This window comes from Limibacillus sp., assembly GCA_037379885.1.
GTDB lineage: Bacteria > Pseudomonadota > Alphaproteobacteria > Kiloniellales > CECT-8803 > JARRJC01.
Window position 1 is genome coordinate 1 of the sequence record JARRJC010000047.1, and the last position, 14,150, is coordinate 14,150.

At 64.6% G+C, this 14,150-nt stretch carries 17 protein-coding genes; 7 read left to right on the forward strand and 10 right to left on the reverse strand.

Annotation, left to right across the window (positions count from 1 at the left end; translation table 11 throughout):
• The first annotated feature begins 128 nt into the window (after positions 1 to 128).
• The gene (locus P8X75_12430) at positions 129 to 1,646 is read left to right on the forward strand and encodes an AAA family ATPase (protein ID MEJ1995995.1); all 1,518 of its coding nucleotides are present in this window, start codon (positions 129 to 131) and stop codon (positions 1,644 to 1,646) included.
• Positions 1,647 to 1,739: 93 nt separating this feature from the next.
• Here the strand turns inward: P8X75_12430 and P8X75_12435 are convergent, their stop codons facing one another.
• A complete protein-coding gene (locus P8X75_12435) occupies positions 1,740 to 1,958 on the reverse strand; it encodes a hypothetical protein (protein ID MEJ1995996.1) in 219 nt (72 codons plus the stop codon).
• 276 nt (positions 1,959 to 2,234) lie between these two features.
• Between P8X75_12435 and P8X75_12440 the strand changes: the two genes are divergently transcribed.
• Complete coding sequence (locus tag P8X75_12440; GenBank protein MEJ1995997.1) at positions 2,235 to 2,444, forward strand: cold-shock protein; 210 nt, start codon at positions 2,235 to 2,237, stop codon at positions 2,442 to 2,444.
• A gap of 84 nt (positions 2,445 to 2,528) precedes the next feature.
• Here P8X75_12440 and P8X75_12445 read toward each other — a convergent pair whose 3' ends face one another.
• Positions 2,529 to 3,014, reverse strand: coding sequence for a hypothetical protein (locus P8X75_12445; GenBank protein ID MEJ1995998.1), 486 nt, complete (start codon positions 3,012 to 3,014; stop codon positions 2,529 to 2,531).
• Positions 3,015 to 3,230: 216 nt separating this feature from the next.
• Between P8X75_12445 and P8X75_12450 the strand changes: the two genes are divergently transcribed.
• Positions 3,231 to 3,422, forward strand: a complete 192-nt coding sequence (locus tag P8X75_12450) for a hypothetical protein (GenBank protein ID MEJ1995999.1) — start codon at positions 3,231 to 3,233, stop codon at positions 3,420 to 3,422.
• 28 nt (positions 3,423 to 3,450) lie between these two features.
• Here the strand turns inward: P8X75_12450 and P8X75_12455 are convergent, their stop codons facing one another.
• The 6 genes from P8X75_12455 to P8X75_12480 form a co-directional block, all read right to left on the reverse strand.
• Positions 3,451 to 3,627, reverse strand: a complete 177-nt coding sequence (locus tag P8X75_12455; protein MEJ1996000.1) for a DUF2256 domain-containing protein — start codon at positions 3,625 to 3,627, stop codon at positions 3,451 to 3,453.
• A 13-nt stretch (positions 3,628 to 3,640) separates the two neighbouring features.
• Positions 3,641 to 4,222 (reverse strand): hypothetical protein, encoded by a 582-nt coding sequence (locus P8X75_12460; protein MEJ1996001.1) that lies wholly within the window; start codon positions 4,220 to 4,222, stop codon positions 3,641 to 3,643.
• On the reverse strand, positions 4,215 to 4,544 hold the full coding sequence (locus P8X75_12465; GenBank protein ID MEJ1996002.1) for a hypothetical protein: 330 nt from the start codon (positions 4,542 to 4,544) through the stop codon (positions 4,215 to 4,217). The genes P8X75_12460 and P8X75_12465 overlap by 8 nt, the downstream gene beginning before the upstream one ends.
• Before the next feature lie 170 nt (positions 4,545 to 4,714).
• Positions 4,715 to 6,757: an NADH:flavin oxidoreductase gene (locus tag P8X75_12470; GenBank protein ID MEJ1996003.1), complete on the reverse strand. Its 2,043-nt coding sequence runs from the start codon at positions 6,755 to 6,757 to the stop codon at positions 4,715 to 4,717.
• Between the two features lie 23 nt (positions 6,758 to 6,780).
• Positions 6,781 to 8,781: an FAD-dependent oxidoreductase gene (locus P8X75_12475; GenBank protein ID MEJ1996004.1), complete on the reverse strand. Its 2,001-nt coding sequence runs from the start codon at positions 8,779 to 8,781 to the stop codon at positions 6,781 to 6,783.
• 4 nt (positions 8,782 to 8,785) lie between these two features.
• A complete protein-coding gene (locus tag P8X75_12480; protein ID MEJ1996005.1) occupies positions 8,786 to 10,339 on the reverse strand; it encodes a trimethylamine methyltransferase family protein in 1,554 nt (517 codons plus the stop codon).
• A gap of 97 nt (positions 10,340 to 10,436) precedes the next feature.
• Here P8X75_12480 and P8X75_12485 point away from each other — a divergent pair, with 97 nt between their 5' ends.
• Complete coding sequence (locus P8X75_12485; protein MEJ1996006.1) at positions 10,437 to 11,357, forward strand: LysR substrate-binding domain-containing protein; 921 nt, start codon at positions 10,437 to 10,439, stop codon at positions 11,355 to 11,357.
• A gap of 27 nt (positions 11,358 to 11,384) precedes the next feature.
• Here P8X75_12485 and P8X75_12490 read toward each other — a convergent pair whose 3' ends face one another.
• Positions 11,385 to 11,639 carry a DUF6356 family protein gene (locus tag P8X75_12490; GenBank protein MEJ1996007.1) on the reverse strand — a complete coding sequence of 85 codons (255 nt, stop codon included), beginning with the start codon at positions 11,637 to 11,639 and terminating at the stop codon, positions 11,385 to 11,387.
• Between the two features lie 144 nt (positions 11,640 to 11,783).
• Here P8X75_12490 and P8X75_12495 point away from each other — a divergent pair, with 144 nt between their 5' ends.
• From P8X75_12495 to P8X75_12505, 3 genes are all read left to right on the forward strand, one after another.
• Complete coding sequence (locus P8X75_12495; GenBank protein ID MEJ1996008.1) at positions 11,784 to 12,248, forward strand: Lrp/AsnC family transcriptional regulator; 465 nt, start codon at positions 11,784 to 11,786, stop codon at positions 12,246 to 12,248.
• Between the two features lie 89 nt (positions 12,249 to 12,337).
• Positions 12,338 to 12,961, forward strand: a complete 624-nt coding sequence (locus P8X75_12500) for a DUF1134 domain-containing protein (protein MEJ1996009.1) — start codon at positions 12,338 to 12,340, stop codon at positions 12,959 to 12,961.
• Positions 12,962 to 13,102: 141 nt separating this feature from the next.
• Positions 13,103 to 13,939 (forward strand): mechanosensitive ion channel, encoded by an 837-nt coding sequence (locus P8X75_12505; GenBank protein ID MEJ1996010.1) that lies wholly within the window; start codon positions 13,103 to 13,105, stop codon positions 13,937 to 13,939.
• A 22-nt stretch (positions 13,940 to 13,961) separates the two neighbouring features.
• Here P8X75_12505 and P8X75_12510 read toward each other — a convergent pair.
• Positions 13,962 to 14,150: hypothetical protein (locus P8X75_12510; GenBank protein ID MEJ1996011.1), on the reverse strand; the 189-nt coding region annotated here is incomplete at its 5' end.

Consider the following 14,150-nt stretch of genomic DNA (forward strand, 5'->3'; position numbering starts at 1 on the left):
CTCGGATTTTTTCTAGGAAATCGGCCGCTCATTAATCCCCGGTCAATAATTAAATGTAATTTTATGTAATGAAAACGGGGCTACCGCTCCGCTAACCAGAGAAGAACGCGACAGCGAGGATTGAGAAAATGCGTATCGGCGAGCTACTGATTGCCCAAGGCAGCGTCACGGACGAAGACGTTCAGCGCGCCTCCGAACGTCAGGTCCGTGAGGGCGGCCGTTTGGGGGAGAACCTGGTCGCCATCGGCGCGCTTACGGAGGAGGAGCTGTCGGAGTTCCTCCACGCAGCGCCGCCGGAGCCCAAGACCCTCAAGGATACCGGCATCAGCGAGGGCACGATCCATTCGCTGCTCCTGAAGATGATGCTGCTGCGAAAGCTGGAAACGCCCGCGCAGCTCTGCAAGGCGCTGAAACTGCCCTATTCCGTGGTGGAGAGCCAGCTCGAGGAGTTGAAGAACAACAACCTGGCCGAAATCCTGGGCTCGCAAGGCAGCGGCGTCGGCGGACAGTTCCGCTACTCCCTGACCTCGGCGGGACGGCAGATGGCCAAGGAAGCGCATGAGCGCAACAAGTATGTCGGCCCCGCGCCGGTCTCCCTGGAAGCCTTCTGCCGCCGGGTCAACCTGCAGCAGATCACCAACGAGACGGTCGACCGCGAGCGGATCGACGAAGCCTTCTCCGATCTGGTGGTGCCTGAGGACCTCCTCGCGGAGATCGGCCCGGCGGTGAACTCGGGCCGCTCCATGCTGCTGTTCGGCAGCCCCGGCAACGGCAAGTCGTCGCTCGCCGAGCGCATGGGCAAGATGTTCAAGAAGGCCATCTACATCCCGCACTGCATCGAGATCGAGGGCGAGATCATCAAGGTCTACGACCCCTCTTTGCACCAGCCGATCGAGGTCAAGAGCCAGGAGGAGAACTCCATCCTGATCGAGCGCTCCATCGAGCGCGAGGACCTGGACCTGCGCTGGGTGCCGGTGCGCCGTCCGGTGGTGATCACCGGCGGCGAGCTGACGCTGGAGATGCTGGACCTTCAGTTCAACGCCATCAGCGGCTTCTATGAAGCGCCGCTCCACTTCAAGGCGATCAACGGCATCATGATGATCGACGACTTTGGGCGTCAGATCGTGCCGCCCGATCACCTCCTGAACCGCTGGATCGTCCCCCTGGAAAAGCGGGTGGACTTCCTGAAGCTGCACACCGGCAAGTCCTTCGAGATTCCCTTCGACGCCCTGGTGGTCTTCTCGACCAACCTGACGCCGAGCGATCTGATGGACCCCGCCTTCCTGCGCCGTATCCCCTACAAGGTGGAGATCAAGAATCCTTCCCTGGAGGACTACTGCCGCATCTTCCAGGCCGTGGCCGACAACGCCGGCATCGAGCTCACCGAGGAGATGCTCCAGCAAGTCGTCGGCTTCATGAAGGAGATCGGCAAGAACATCGCCAACTATCAGCCGAAGTTCATCTGCGACCAGATCGTCGCCTCCTGCCGCTACGAGGGCATTCCGGTCGAGGCAGGGCGGGAGCGGGTCGCGCGCGCCTTGAAGAACCTGGACGCACGCTCGACGGAGACCAGCGAGCCAACCCTGGCGCGCGTGGGAACCGGCACCAAGGCCGACCGGAGCCAAGCCAACGGCATGGCACATTAGACAAAGACTATCGGAGGGGAGCCCCCTCGTGCAGGCCCCGGCGGCAGGTGGGGGCGCCGGGGCCTTTGAGGGGGCGGGCGATGCAAAGGCGGTCTAGTTGACCGCCTTCAGCTCGTCTGCGGTCTTCTTCCGCCATTCCAGCTCGTCGGCCACGTCCTGGAGGGTAACGCCGCTCTTGGTGTCCTCCTTCTCCTGCGCGCTGGGTGCGGGCGCGGGCGCAGGCGCGACCGGTTGACTGGGCGGCGGCTGACTTGGCGAGGCGCAGGCGGCAAGCAGCGCCAGCGCCCCGAGCAGGGCTATCCGTTGCATCATCTATACTCTCCCTCACCCGAACTATGCGGCATTTGGGCCGGGCCGGAAAGCGGAACGGTCACGAAATTGCCCTAGGAACGCCATCCCGAATTTATTTGCGATTTACTCTGGGCTGCGCGTAAATGGGGCTTCGTTGTGAAGACCCGGCGTCCATTCTTGCTGCGTCATGCCGACCTAGCTTCGAATCCTCCGAGTCTTGACGACTTAAAGCCGCCGCCGTCGCCTTCCTGAGCGGGAGAGGACGGCGGTACCTTATGACTTACGAGGACTAAGACTATGACCAAAGGAACCGTTAAGTGGTTCAACGCCACCAAGGGCTATGGATTTATCACGCCGGAAGACGGCTCGAAGGACGCCTTCGTGCACATTTCCGCCGTCGAGCGTGCTGGCCTGCCCGGCCTGAACGAAGGCCAGGTGGTGGAGTTCGAGCTTCAGATGGGTAAGAACGGCAAGGAATCTGCCCAGAACCTGAAGGTGGTCGGCTGATCTGACGCTGCTCCTTTTGAACTATTGGCAAAGGCCCGCGAGTTCTGTGAGGGAACGCGGGCCTTTCCATTTTGGACCGCGGGCCTAGGGCAGCAGCTCTTTCGGTGAGACGCTGCGGCAGCGCCACCAGACGGACCCCGCCTGAGTGTCGGCGGAGGAAACCGCCCAGCTGGAGCCGACCTCGTTTCGATCGAAGGCAACCGCGTAGAGACGCGCCAGCCCGATCAGGTCACTCCCCACCTCCAAGCCAACGATATGCAGTGGGTTATCGTAAGCCGTCACCACCACGGTCAGCCGGTCGATCAGCATTTCCTTGGGGTTGTCGGGGTTGAAAGAGATCTTCAGAAGCCCCTCGGCATCCTTGACGAAGGCGACCGGTTCGCGGTTCGGCGCCAAGGGGCGTCCATCCGGCCACTCCGAGGAAAAACCGTGCAGTTGGTTCTGCTCCGGACAGAGCAGCGCCGGCCCCTGCGCCGCCTGCAACAGCTCCAGTGAATCCTGTGCGTCCGCCCGTCCGGGCATCCAGGCCAGCAGCCCGGACAAGAGGCAAGGCGCGATGAGCTTGCGCATGGTCGAAGATCCTTCGCTGAGGGACGGCCAGATCAGCCGAAAACCGACGCTAACGCTATCAGGCCGCGCTCTGAGCGGAAAGTCGGGTTAAGGACAATTCTGGAATGTAATCCATTAAGGGAAAGTTAGACATTATTAAACAATCCTTTAATGGTATTCGCCCCCTCCTGGGCCTTAAATCCTGCCAACGGGATAACGAGGAAGGAGGGCCGCGACATGAGCGGATCCACTCAAACGAAGCGACGCAACGACAGCTGGGGCCTGCGCCACATGGGGCGTCTGCGCGGTCAAATCTCGCGCGGCGATCTGGTGATGACGCCCAGCGCCCTGGCGCGCTTCCTGAAGGCGCGCCGGAATGCGAATCAGGTCGGAAAACTGGCGACGCGCCGCATCGTATCCGCCGCCTGAAGCCGATAGGGCAAAAGTCCGGCGGGCCTCAGGCTTGCCTGGCCTGCCCCGCGCAGCCCTTGGAGCAGTAGCGCACCTTTTCCCAATCGCGCGCCCATTTCTTGCGCCAGGCGAAGGGCCTCTGGCAGACAGGGCAGAGCTTTTCCGGCAGATGCGCCTTTCGGTGGCTGCCGCCCCGGCGGCTTGGGCTCTCCCGATGGGTCATAGCGGCAGTCAGGTCAGTTGTTCTGGCAGCGCAGCGAGCGGTGCAGGCTCTCCGCCGTGGCGCGGGCCCCGGCCAGATTCGGGTTGATCGCGACCGCGGCCTGGAAGCCGGCAAGCGCAAGGTGCGGTTCCCCCTGACGGATGGCGATCTGACCCAGGCCGCAGAGCGCGCCGAAATGGCGCGGCTCCAACGAGAGCGTGCGGTCGATGTCCGACAGGCTCTCCGCGTCCCGCCCCTCTAGGAACAACAACGTGGCGCGCTTGTTCCAGACCTCGGCCCAGCCCTTCCAACGCGTTCCCATCTCATCGAGGAGCTTGTGGGCGCGGGCATCGTCACGCTTGGCGATGGCTTGGATGCAAGATTCCATGCGCGCGCAGGCCTCCGGCTCATCGTGGCTGCACCAAAGCACCCAGATCCGGTCTTCGATCTCCTGGCTTTCAAGTCCACCCTTGCCTTCGCGCAGCGCCTCGAACAGCCGGTTCAGCTCTTCGTTGGGGTAAAGCGGTTTGCTTTCGCGCAGCTCGGACACGCGGCAATAGAGCCGGTGGAACTGCTCCTCGGCCTTGCGGTCGCGCTTTTCGGGAAACTCAAGCATGGCCCGCCGCCGGTGACTCCCGCTCCACGGCGCGCGCGGCTGCGAAAGCCTGATCGAGAAGTTGGCGCGTCATGGCTTCCGCCGTTTCCTCGCCGCCGCTGAGCATGGCGCAGCGCACCGCGAGCGCCATGGCCATGGCTTGCAGCAGATCGCCGTTGCTGGTGGTCGGATCCAGTTTCACCTCCCGGTCGAGGGTGCCAAGAACGGCGCTCAACATCTGGGATACCCGGACCGGATCGCCGGTTTCGCCATGTAGGGGAAACTCGAAGTCCAGCCGGTCGCCCGTCGCCGTTTCCGCTCTGTAGGGAAGCTTGGCCGCCATCAGTCCCTGTTGCTCCGTCCCTTGTTGCCTTGTGCATCGAGGGGAGAACTTGGGCAAACGCCCCGTCAAACCCCTACCCCAAAGAAATGGCGCCACAGGGCAGATTGGAAAGCCCCGTTGACAGAGCTTTTGTCATATTTTTCGGCGGCAAGCGCCGTTCGAGAACAGCTTCAGAAGGTCCGGCAAAGCCGCAAGCCGTCATAGATCGCGGCATGAATGTTGCGGCTGGCCACGGCATCGCCGATCCGATAGAGCCGGAACCGACCCTCAGCGTTATCCGTGACCGACTGTTCCCGCCCGGCGATGAAAGCCTCGTAGTCCACAGCGCCGAGGTTCACGGAATGCGGCTTCAGGTCGAAGTAGAGGTCGTCCAGCGGCAGGGTCCCGTGCTCCACCACCACCTGATCGACCTCACGCTCTTGCACCTTGTCGCCATAGTCGCTGCCGATCAGCGCCAGCAGCGCGTTGCCAGAGCGCCTGACGCCGACGAGACGACTGTTGATGGTGACCCGCACGCCATGCTCGGCGAAGCACTTCGCATAGGCGACGTGGTTGAGCCCGCCCATCTCCGGCGCGAAGAAGCGCTCCGGGCTGACCACTTCCAAGCTGCTGCCGGCTTCCGCCAGCGCCTCGGCGGCCTGCATGCCGGGATGCCCGCCGTTGTCGTCGAACAGCAGGACACGCTGCCCCGGCTTGGCGTCGCCGGAGAGGATGTCCCAGGCGCTCACCACCAGATCGGCGCCCTCTTCCAGCCAGCCGCTGTCCGGCAGGCCGCCGGTGGCGACCACCACGATGTCCGGCTCTTCGGCCAGGACCTCAGCGGCTTCGGCGTAGCTGTTGAAGCGGAACTCGACGCCCAGGCGCTGGCACTGGGCCATGCGCCAGTCCGAAATGCCGATCAGCTCCGACCTGCGCTTCAACTGGGCGGCAAGCCGCACCTGTCCGCCAGGCTGGTCAGCTGCTTCGAAGACGACCACCTCGTGGCCGCGCTCAGCGGAGACCCGCGCGGCCTCAAGCCCCGCCGGTCCAGCGCCGACCACCACCACGCGGCGTTTCGGCCCTTCACTGGGTTTGAGGACATGCGGCTGGCTCGCCTCGCGGCCGGTCGAGGGGTTGTGGATGCAAAGCGCCTCATGCCCCTCGTAGATCCGGTCCAGACAATAGGTCGCGCCGACGCAGGGGCGGATGTCCTCTTCGCGCCCCTCGGCCACCTTCTTGGCGATGTGGGGGTCGGCGATGTGGGCGCGCGTCATGCCGACCATGTCGAGCTTGCCCTCGGCGATGGCGTGACGGGCCGTGGCGACATCGCTGATGCGCGCGGCGTGGAACACCGGGAACTTTGTCTCGGCGCGCACCTCGCCCGCGAAGTCCAGGTGCGGCGAGGCGGGGCTTCCTTGGATCGGTATGACCTTCGACAGAACGGCGTCGGATTCGATGTGACCGCGGATGACATTCAGGAAGTCGATGCGCCCCCCGCCGACCAGGCGCCGGCAGATCTCCAGCCCGTCCTCACGGCTCAGGCCCTTGTCCCAGTCCTCGTCTGCGACCAGCCGCAGCCCAAGGATGAAGTCGGGTCCGGTTGCCTTGCGGATCTCCTCCAAGACCTGATGGGTGAATCGCAGACGGTTGTCGAGAGAGCCGCCGTAGCGATCCTCGCGCTTGTTGGTGGCGGGCGACCAGAACTGATCGAGCAGATGGCCGTAGGCCTCCAGTTCGATCCCGTCGAGCCCGGCTTCCTGCATCCTTTGCGCCGCCGCAGCGTAGTCCTTTGCAATGCGCTCCAGGTCCCACTCCTCGGCGGCCTTGGGAAAGGCCCGGTGCGCCGGTTCGCGGATCGGCGAGGGCGCCAGGACCGGCAGCCAGTCCGCCTTGTTCCAATTGGTGCGCCGCCCGAGGTGGGTGAGCTGAATCATCACCGCCGCGCCTTGCTCGTGGCAGTCGTCGGTCAGGCGCTTCAGCCAGGGCACGATCTCGTCCCGGTAGGCATGGAGGTTGCCGAACGCCTCAGGCGAATCAGGAGAGACGATCGCCGACCCCGCGGTCATGGTGAGTGCGATGCCGCCCTTGGCCTTTTCCAGGTGATAGAGGCGGTAGCGGTCCTTGGGCAGGCCGTCTTCGGAATAGGCCGGCTCGTGCGCTGTCGACATGATCCTGTTGCGCAGGGTCAGGTGCTTTAGCTGGTAGGGTTGCAGCAGCGGGTCGTTCTCTCGCATCTCTCAATCTCTCGTCTTCGCTTCTAGAGTTCGCGGGCCAGCTTGCGGCCCTCGTAGATCGCCATCACGGCCAGGCGCGGGGCGACGGCGTCGCCGATGCTGTGAAGACCGTAACCGCGCTCCGCCCTTTCCTCCAAGGCATCACCCAGCCAGCGCTGGCTTTCGTTGGCGCAACCCAGGACCAGCGTGTCGGCCTGGACCACACGCTTTTCGCCGTCGCGCAGGTCCAGCACCTCCGCCCCCTCGCCCGGACCCTTCCAGGCCGTGATCGCGGAATCGCTCAGGGTCTCCACGCCCAGCTGTTTCAGGCGCTTCCTCAAGGGCCAGTCGGTCGCGGTGCGCACCAGTTCCCAACCGGTCATGGCGAAGCGGGTCACGATGGTGACCTCATGGCCCTGCTCGGCCAGATGCCAGGCGGTTCCCGCCGCGTGCCAGTGGCCGACGTCGTCCAGCACAACGACCCGCTTTCCAGGACGCGCATTGCGGCTCATGACGTCCTCGACCGAGAAGACGCCGCCCTTGTCGATCCCCGGTAGCGTCTCGACCTCCGGCAGGGCGCGCTGGAAGCCGGACTCCGTCGGCAGGGATCCGGTCGCGAGGATCACATGATCGGCCCCGAAGGCCTCGATCTCCTCCGGCTCCAGGAAGCAGTTGCGCCGCAGTTCCACCTGCAGCTTGCCGAGCTGCGTCTCGTACCATTGGATAAGGTCCAGGATCTGCGCGCGGCGCGGCTGTAGCCCGGCGAGGCGGAAGCGCCCTCCCAACTCCGGGCCCGCCTCGCAGAGCGTCACCTTGTGGCCGCGCTCGGCCGCCACGCGGGCGGCCTCCAGCCCGGCGGGCCCGCCGCCCACCACCAGCACGCGCTTGGGCGCCGCAGCCGGCGTGAAGCGGTCGCCGTCCCATTCGAACTCCCGCCCCGCCGAGGGGTTGATGAGACAGGAGATCCAGTAGTCGCGCGCCCGCCTGCCCCAGCACATCTGGTTGCAGGAGAGACAGGGCCGGATGTCCTCGGGCCGACCCTCGCGCGCCTTGTTGGCGAGGTGCGGGTCGGCGATCTGGCCGCGCACGATGGAGACCAGATCGGCCTGACCGGAAGCGATCACATAGTCGGCGTTCTCCGGGGTCCGGATGTGGCTCTCGGCCTGGATGCGGGTGTGCTTGACCACCTGCTTCAGTGCCTCGGCATAGGGAACGCCCAGCTTGTCGCCGTAGAGCACCGTCGGCATGAGCGGATAGAAGTCGAAGTAGCTGCCGGTGCCGCAGGTCATGTAGTCGATCAAGGCGCGCTCGTCGTGATAGACCGCGATCTCCTGCATGGCCTCGACCGAGAGCGAGGCCTCGACCTCGGGATGCATCGAGACCGCCATGCCGATGATGAAGTCCTCGCCGCAGGCCTTGCGGATGCGGCTGGTCAGCTCGGTTGAGAAACGCATGCGGTTCTCGAAGCTGCCGCCCCAGCGGTCGTCCCGCCGGTTCGACCAGGGTGTCCAGAACTGATCGATCAGGGCGTGGTAGGCGGCGAAGAGCTCCACCCCCTCGAAGCCGCTTTCGCGGGCCCGGCGGGCGGCTGCCACGTAGCTTTCCAAAAGCTCCTCGATCTCCGCCTCGGTCATGGCGTGGCTGCCGTCGCTGTCGTGATAGGACGGCAGGCCCGAGGGCGACCAGTTGGCGTGGAAGGAGTTGTCGAAGTCGCCGTGCTGGCCGACGTGGTAGAGCTGGTTGAGCGGCACGGCGCCGTGGGCTTTCACCGCCTCGGTGATCTTGCGGAAGCCGGGAATGACGGCGTCGTCGCCGGGCCTGAAGTTGCCGCGCGTCAGCACCGCGCTCTCGTGGACCGGCACGGGCTCGACGACGATCATGGCCGCGCCGCCCCGGGCCCGCTCCTCGTAGTAGCCACGGTGGCGTTCGCTCGGCAGCCCGCCCTCGGACATGTTGGCCGTATGCGCACCGAAGGTGAGGCGCGACCTCAGGGTCTTGTGCCGCAGCGTGAGGGGCGAGAAAAGCTGTGGGAAGGCTTGGCCCATGGGGTCAATACCAGGCGTCGGGAAGCTCCGCCTTGCGGCGGGCGACGAAGTCGGAGAGCGCCTCGGACACGGCCTCCTCCATCGGCGGCGGCTCGTAGTCGGCCAGCGCCTTCTTCCAGGCGGCATGGGCGCGCTGCTGGCTGTCGAGGCTTCCGCCGTCGCGCCACTGCTCAAAGGAATCGCTGTCGCTCAGGGCGGGGTCGTAGTAGGCCGTCTGATAGTTCGCCAGGGTGTGCGCACAGCCCAGGAAGTGCTTGCCGATCCCGACTTCGCGGAAGGCATCGAGCGCAAGCGCGTTCTCGTCGACGACGAGACCTTCGAGGAACCTATGCGCCATGCCGAGACGGTCGGCGTCGATCATGAACTTCTCGTAGCCGACGGTCAGGCCGCCCTCCAGCCATCCGGCGGCATGCAGGATGAAGTTCGCGCCCGCCAGCAAGGTGGCGTTCAGGGAGTCGACGCTTTCCTGGGCCGCCTGAGCGTCCGCTACCTTGGATGCCGTGATCGCCCCGCCGCAGCGGAGCGGCACGCCCAGCCGCCGGGCCAACTGACCGACCGCGAAGTAGCCCAGCGAAGGCTCCGGCATGCCGAAGGTGGGGGCGCCCGAACGCAAGGACATGGAGGAGAGAAAATTGCCGAGGATGACCGGCGCGCCCGGCCTCACCAGTTGCGTGAGCGCAACGCCGACCATGGCTTCGGCCATGGCCTGGGCGATCGCGCCGGCGGTGGTGACCGGCCCCATGGCGCCGCCCAGGATGAAGGGCACGACCACGGCGCACTGGTTGGCGGCGGCGTAGGTCTTCAAGGCGGCGGTCATGGTTGCGTCGTAGACCAGCGGTGAGTTGACGTTGATGTTGCCCAGGATCACGCAGTTGCGTTCGACGAAGTCGGCGCCGAAGACGATGCGGGCCATCTCGATGGAATCGGCCGCCCTCTCTCCAGCCGTCACCGACCCCATGAAGGGCTTGTCAGAAAAGCGCAGGTGCGCCTCGACCATATCCAGGTGACGCTTGGAGACGGGCACGTCGACCGGCTCGCAGACCGTTCCGCCGGAATGATTGAGCCAGGGATTTGCGTAGGCGAGCTTCACGAAATTGCGGAAATCCTCGATGGTGCCGTAGCGCCGCCCGCCCTCCAGATCGCTGACGAAGGGCGACCCGTAGGCAGGCGAGAAGACCACGTGATCGCCGCCGATGATGACGGAGCGCTCCGGGTTGCGGGCGTGCTGGGTGAAGCTTGAGGGAACGTTCTCCACGATGACCTTGCGCACGAGCCCCTTGGGGAAGCGCAGGCGCTCGCCCTTGACCTCGGCCCCGGCCTCTTTCCACAGCTTGAGGCTCTCCGGGTCTTCACGGATCTCCATGCCGATTTCCTGAAGCAGCGTCTCGCTGGCGGCTTCGATGCGGACCAGCTCCTCCTCGCGCAACAGGTCGTAGGGGGCGATCCGGCGCTTCAGGATCGCGGGTGCGCTGGGACCTGGCGTCGCTGCGGCGCGCCCGGCTCTGCCGCCTCGCCCCGGCCCGCGCCGGCGCTTGGTATCGCTCTGATCTGCCAACATCACCGATCACCTTGTCACGCATAGAATGACCAATGGTAATTGCAGCGCTTTTCCCTGTGATCTGGCAAAATTCTTAGGAGTTAGATAAATTATATTTATGGAAAGCCTAAGACGCCTCATCCCCTCTGCAAACGCCCTCTTGGCTTTTGAGGCCGCCGCCAGACTTGGCAGCTTCACCCGCGCGGGCCAGGAAATGGGGGTCAGCCAGGCAGCGGTCAGCTACGCGATACGCCAGTTGGAGGAAGCGCTGGGCGTGGCGCTCTTCCTGCGCCGCCACCGGCGCGTCGAGTTGACCGAGAGCGGGGAGCGCTTCTTCAACGACGTCGCCCTGGGCCTCTCCCACATCCGCCGCTCAGCCGAAGAGATCCGGCGCGACCGGGATGAGAGCCACGTCACCCTCTCCCTTTCCACGGCCTTCGCCAGCTACTGGATCGTTCCCCGCCTCTCCGATTTCCGGCGCCGCCACCCGGAGATCGATCTGCGGCTGCAAACCACCGACAAGGACGTCGATCTGGCCGCCGAGGGCATTTCGCTCGGCATTCGCCGCGGACGCAGCGGCATGTGGCCGGGCTGTGGGGAAGCGCTCTTCACCCAGGAACGCGTCCAGGCGGTCTGCGCGCCCGGCTATCTATCGGAGGCGGGCCCCTTCGACGATCTGGCCGCGCTCACACGCGCCAAACTCATTCACCTCGAAGAGCCCTTCCGGCCCCGCCCCTCCTGGCCCGAGTGGTTCGCCAGTCACGGGCAGACCTTCGAAGACAGGGGAGAGGGCTTGAGGCTCAACGACTATGCGCTGGTGATCCAGGCCGCGTTCGAGGGGCAGGGCGTGGCGCTCGGCTGGCGCCACCTGGTGGACGACCTGATGCGCCGCGGTTTCCTGACCGCCGCGCGGCCTGAGATCCTGAGTGGGGAGGCCGCCTTCTATCTGGTCTGGCCGGAGGGGGCGCTGGCGCGCCCGCAGGTGCGGGCGGTCAAGGACTGGCTGCTCGAAAAGGCCTCGGATCAGCCCGCGCCCTGAAGCGATCCCTTGCGATCGGAAGACGTGTCAGGCCCGGCGGGGGTAGCCCGCGCCCTCGGCGGAATCCGCCGCATGGCGGTTGCGGTTCGTCACCATCCGGTCGTGCAGCTGCGTGATCAGACGGCTGCCCGTCTTCTCGAAACAGAAAGGCAGAACGGCATGAACTGCGCAGGCCAGCGTGGCGAGGAGCAGGGTGAAGGCAAAGGAACCCGCAACGAGGAAATGCTCGCCGTAGGTCTCGTCCACGGACGCGGGATGCTCGGTGAAAAGCTGTTTCAGCATGATCTCGTCTCTCTCCAGCGCTTTACGTTCAGGTTCTGAACACCCTACCAGAATACCGCGAGAAATTTTTTGCGATCTTTGCCTCCCCTGAAAAGAATGTTAGTATTTTCTCCCAATATTTCTCGGAAAGAAGAAAAATTTCTCTTGGATAAGCTCGATCGTAAGATTCTCGTTCTTCTGCAACGCGACTCGGATCTCTCCCTGGCGGAGATCGCCGAGCGGGTCGGTCTTTCGACATCGCCATGCTGGCGCCGCATTCAGGCCTTAGAGAAGTCCGGCGTCATCAAGCGGCGAGTCGCGCTGCTCGACCGAGAAGCGCTCGGTCTGGGCGTCATCGCCTTCGTCCGGGTGCGCACGAACCAACACAGCCAAGGCTGGCTGAACCGCTTCGCGGAGGCGCTGAACGAGATTGACGAAGTTGTGGAGTTCTATCGCATGAGCGGAGACTTGGACTATCTTCTGAAGATCGTCGTACCCGACATCGCGGGCTATGATGCGGTCTACAAGCGGCTGATCGCACGTATCGAACTCTCCGACGTGTCGGCCTCCTTCGTGATGGAGGAGCTGAAAGCGACCAACGAACTGCCGCTGGACTACCTGCCGTCTTAAGAGGACTTCGCCCCCCTGCCCCTTTCACCTGTGATGCTTTCGTGATCCTGCTTGATCGCCGCCCCCGGCTTCCCATTTGGAGTTTTGCCATGAAAAACATTAATCGACGAACCACCCTCACCGCTCTCGTCGCAGCGCTGATGGCCGGGCTTTTGACCCTGGCGCCCGCGGCGACCAGAGCACAGGACAACAGCGGCCAGGATGGCGGCTCCACGGCCGACAGCGACGACACCACCTACAGCCAGAACGAAATCCTGGAAAAGGCGCGCGGCTTCTTCGGTGAAACCACCGAGGGCTTGGCCGAGGGCATCGCCAAGGTCTTCGAGGATCAGGGCCGCCCCAACGCCTACATCATCGGCGAAGAGGTCGGCGGCGCCATCGGCGTCGGCCTGCGCTACGGCGAAGGCACACTCAACAGCAAGGTCCACGGATCGCGCACGGTCTACTGGCAGGGCCCCTCGGTCGGCTTCGACCTGGGCGGCAACGCGTCGCGCAACATGACCCTGATCTACAACCTGCCCAACCAGGAGTCCCTCTTCCAGCGCTTCCCGGGAGTCGACGGCAGCCTCTATTTCGTCGCCGGACTTTCGATCAACTATCAGCGCAGCGGCGACATCACGCTGGCCCCGATCCGCACCGGCGTCGGGCTGCGCGCGGGCGCGAACGTGGGTTACCTCCACTACACCAAGGAGAAATCCTGGAACCCCTTCTGAACCGTCAATCGCGACGCCTCGGAAAACCCCCGTCTCCCTGACAGGAACGGGGGTTTTTCTTTATCCGTCTTTGGATTTGTCTTATGCGGAGAGCGGGTTACTTTACCGCGAGAGGCAACAGCATTCAGAGAGGACCTTAAGATGGGAGAGATGGAGAAACAGATGGAAGCCGCCGTGCAGCAGGCGATAGAACTGATCACCACCTACGGCCTCAGCGTGATCGGCGCCGTTGCGATACTGCTGGTGGGCGTCTTCGTCTCTCGGCGGGTCGAATCTCTGGTCTACAAGGGTCTCTCGCGCGCCAAGCACGTCGACGAGATGCTGCGCAGCTTCTTCGGCAGCATTGCGCGCTATCTGGTCCTGGCCTTCACCGTCATCGCGGTTCTGAACCAGTTCGGCGTGCAGACCGCCAGCCTGATCGCCGTCTTGGGTGCCGCGGGCCTCGCCATCGGTCTCGCCCTGCAGGGCACGCTCTCCAACGTGGCGGCCGGCGTCATGCTGCTGCTGTTCCGCCCCTTCAAGGTAGGCGATTACGTGGAGGTTGGCGGGCAGGCCGGAACGGTAATGGGCCTCTCGCTCTTCGTTACCGAACTGGCGACGCCGGACAACGTCCAGATCATCATCCCGAACGGGCAGGTCTGGGGCTCGCCGGTGACCAACTATTCCTTCCACGCGACGCGCCGTCTGGATTTGGCGCTGGGCATCGCCTACGAGGACGATATCGAAAAGGCCAAGGCGGCGGTCGAAAGCTTGATCGCGGCGGACCCGCGCTGCCTGAAGGACCCCGCCCCGCTGGTCGCCGTCGGGAACCTGGGCGAAAGCTCGGTCGATTTCGTGATCCGCATGTGGTGCGCCTCCGGCGACTACTGGCCGCTGAAGTGGGACATGACCCGCGCCATCAAGGAGAAGATGGACGCCGAGGGCATCTCCATCCCCTTCCCGCAGCGCACGCTGCACATGGTGAAGGCGGCAGATTAACGAAGGCCCGCCGGACGGCCCGCTAGTTCATCCGGAGCGGTGGAATACCTGCTTCGGTTGGCGTGGCGTCCGGGCAACCGTACAGCTCTGCCCCCGATATCCGGCAAAGCGCCGTCACATGACGGCTGATGGGCTCCGCAAAGCTCTTACTGGAGAGACATTCGGCCACGCTGGCGCCTGGCGTGGAGTCAGCATTGTTGGGGGTCAGATA

What these genes read in the sequence shown, in the direction of transcription:
- P8X75_12440 (MEJ1995997.1), top strand. Translation starts at nt 2,235, where the DNA reads ATGACCAAAGGAACCGTTAAGTGGTTCAACGCCACCAAGGGCTATGGA.
- P8X75_12505 (MEJ1996010.1), top strand. Translation starts at nt 13,103, where the DNA reads ATGGGAGAGATGGAGAAACAGATGGAAGCCGCCGTGCAGCAGGCGATA.
- P8X75_12435 (MEJ1995996.1), bottom strand. Translation starts at nt 1,958, where the DNA reads ATGATGCAACGGATAGCCCTGCTCGGGGCGCTGGCGCTGCTTGCCGCC.
- P8X75_12465 (MEJ1996002.1), bottom strand. Translation starts at nt 4,544, where the DNA reads ATGGCGGCCAAGCTTCCCTACAGAGCGGAAACGGCGACGGGCGACCGG.
- P8X75_12475 (MEJ1996004.1), bottom strand. Translation starts at nt 8,781, where the DNA reads ATGGGCCAAGCCTTCCCACAGCTTTTCTCGCCCCTCACGCTGCGGCAC.
- P8X75_12490 (MEJ1996007.1), bottom strand. Translation starts at nt 11,639, where the DNA reads ATGCTGAAACAGCTTTTCACCGAGCATCCCGCGTCCGTGGACGAGACC.
- P8X75_12430 (MEJ1995995.1), top strand. Translation starts at nt 129, where the DNA reads ATGCGTATCGGCGAGCTACTGATTGCCCAAGGCAGCGTCACGGACGAA.
- P8X75_12455 (MEJ1996000.1), bottom strand. Translation starts at nt 3,627, where the DNA reads ATGACCCATCGGGAGAGCCCAAGCCGCCGGGGCGGCAGCCACCGAAAG.
- P8X75_12480 (MEJ1996005.1), bottom strand. Translation starts at nt 10,339, where the DNA reads ATGTTGGCAGATCAGAGCGATACCAAGCGCCGGCGCGGGCCGGGGCGA.
- P8X75_12460 (MEJ1996001.1), bottom strand. Translation starts at nt 4,222, where the DNA reads ATGCTTGAGTTTCCCGAAAAGCGCGACCGCAAGGCCGAGGAGCAGTTC.
- P8X75_12470 (MEJ1996003.1), bottom strand. Translation starts at nt 6,757, where the DNA reads ATGCGAGAGAACGACCCGCTGCTGCAACCCTACCAGCTAAAGCACCTG.
- P8X75_12450 (MEJ1995999.1), top strand. Translation starts at nt 3,231, where the DNA reads ATGAGCGGATCCACTCAAACGAAGCGACGCAACGACAGCTGGGGCCTG.
- P8X75_12485 (MEJ1996006.1), top strand. Translation starts at nt 10,437, where the DNA reads ATGGAAAGCCTAAGACGCCTCATCCCCTCTGCAAACGCCCTCTTGGCT.
- P8X75_12500 (MEJ1996009.1), top strand. Translation starts at nt 12,338, where the DNA reads ATGAAAAACATTAATCGACGAACCACCCTCACCGCTCTCGTCGCAGCG.
- P8X75_12445 (MEJ1995998.1), bottom strand. Translation starts at nt 3,014, where the DNA reads ATGCGCAAGCTCATCGCGCCTTGCCTCTTGTCCGGGCTGCTGGCCTGG.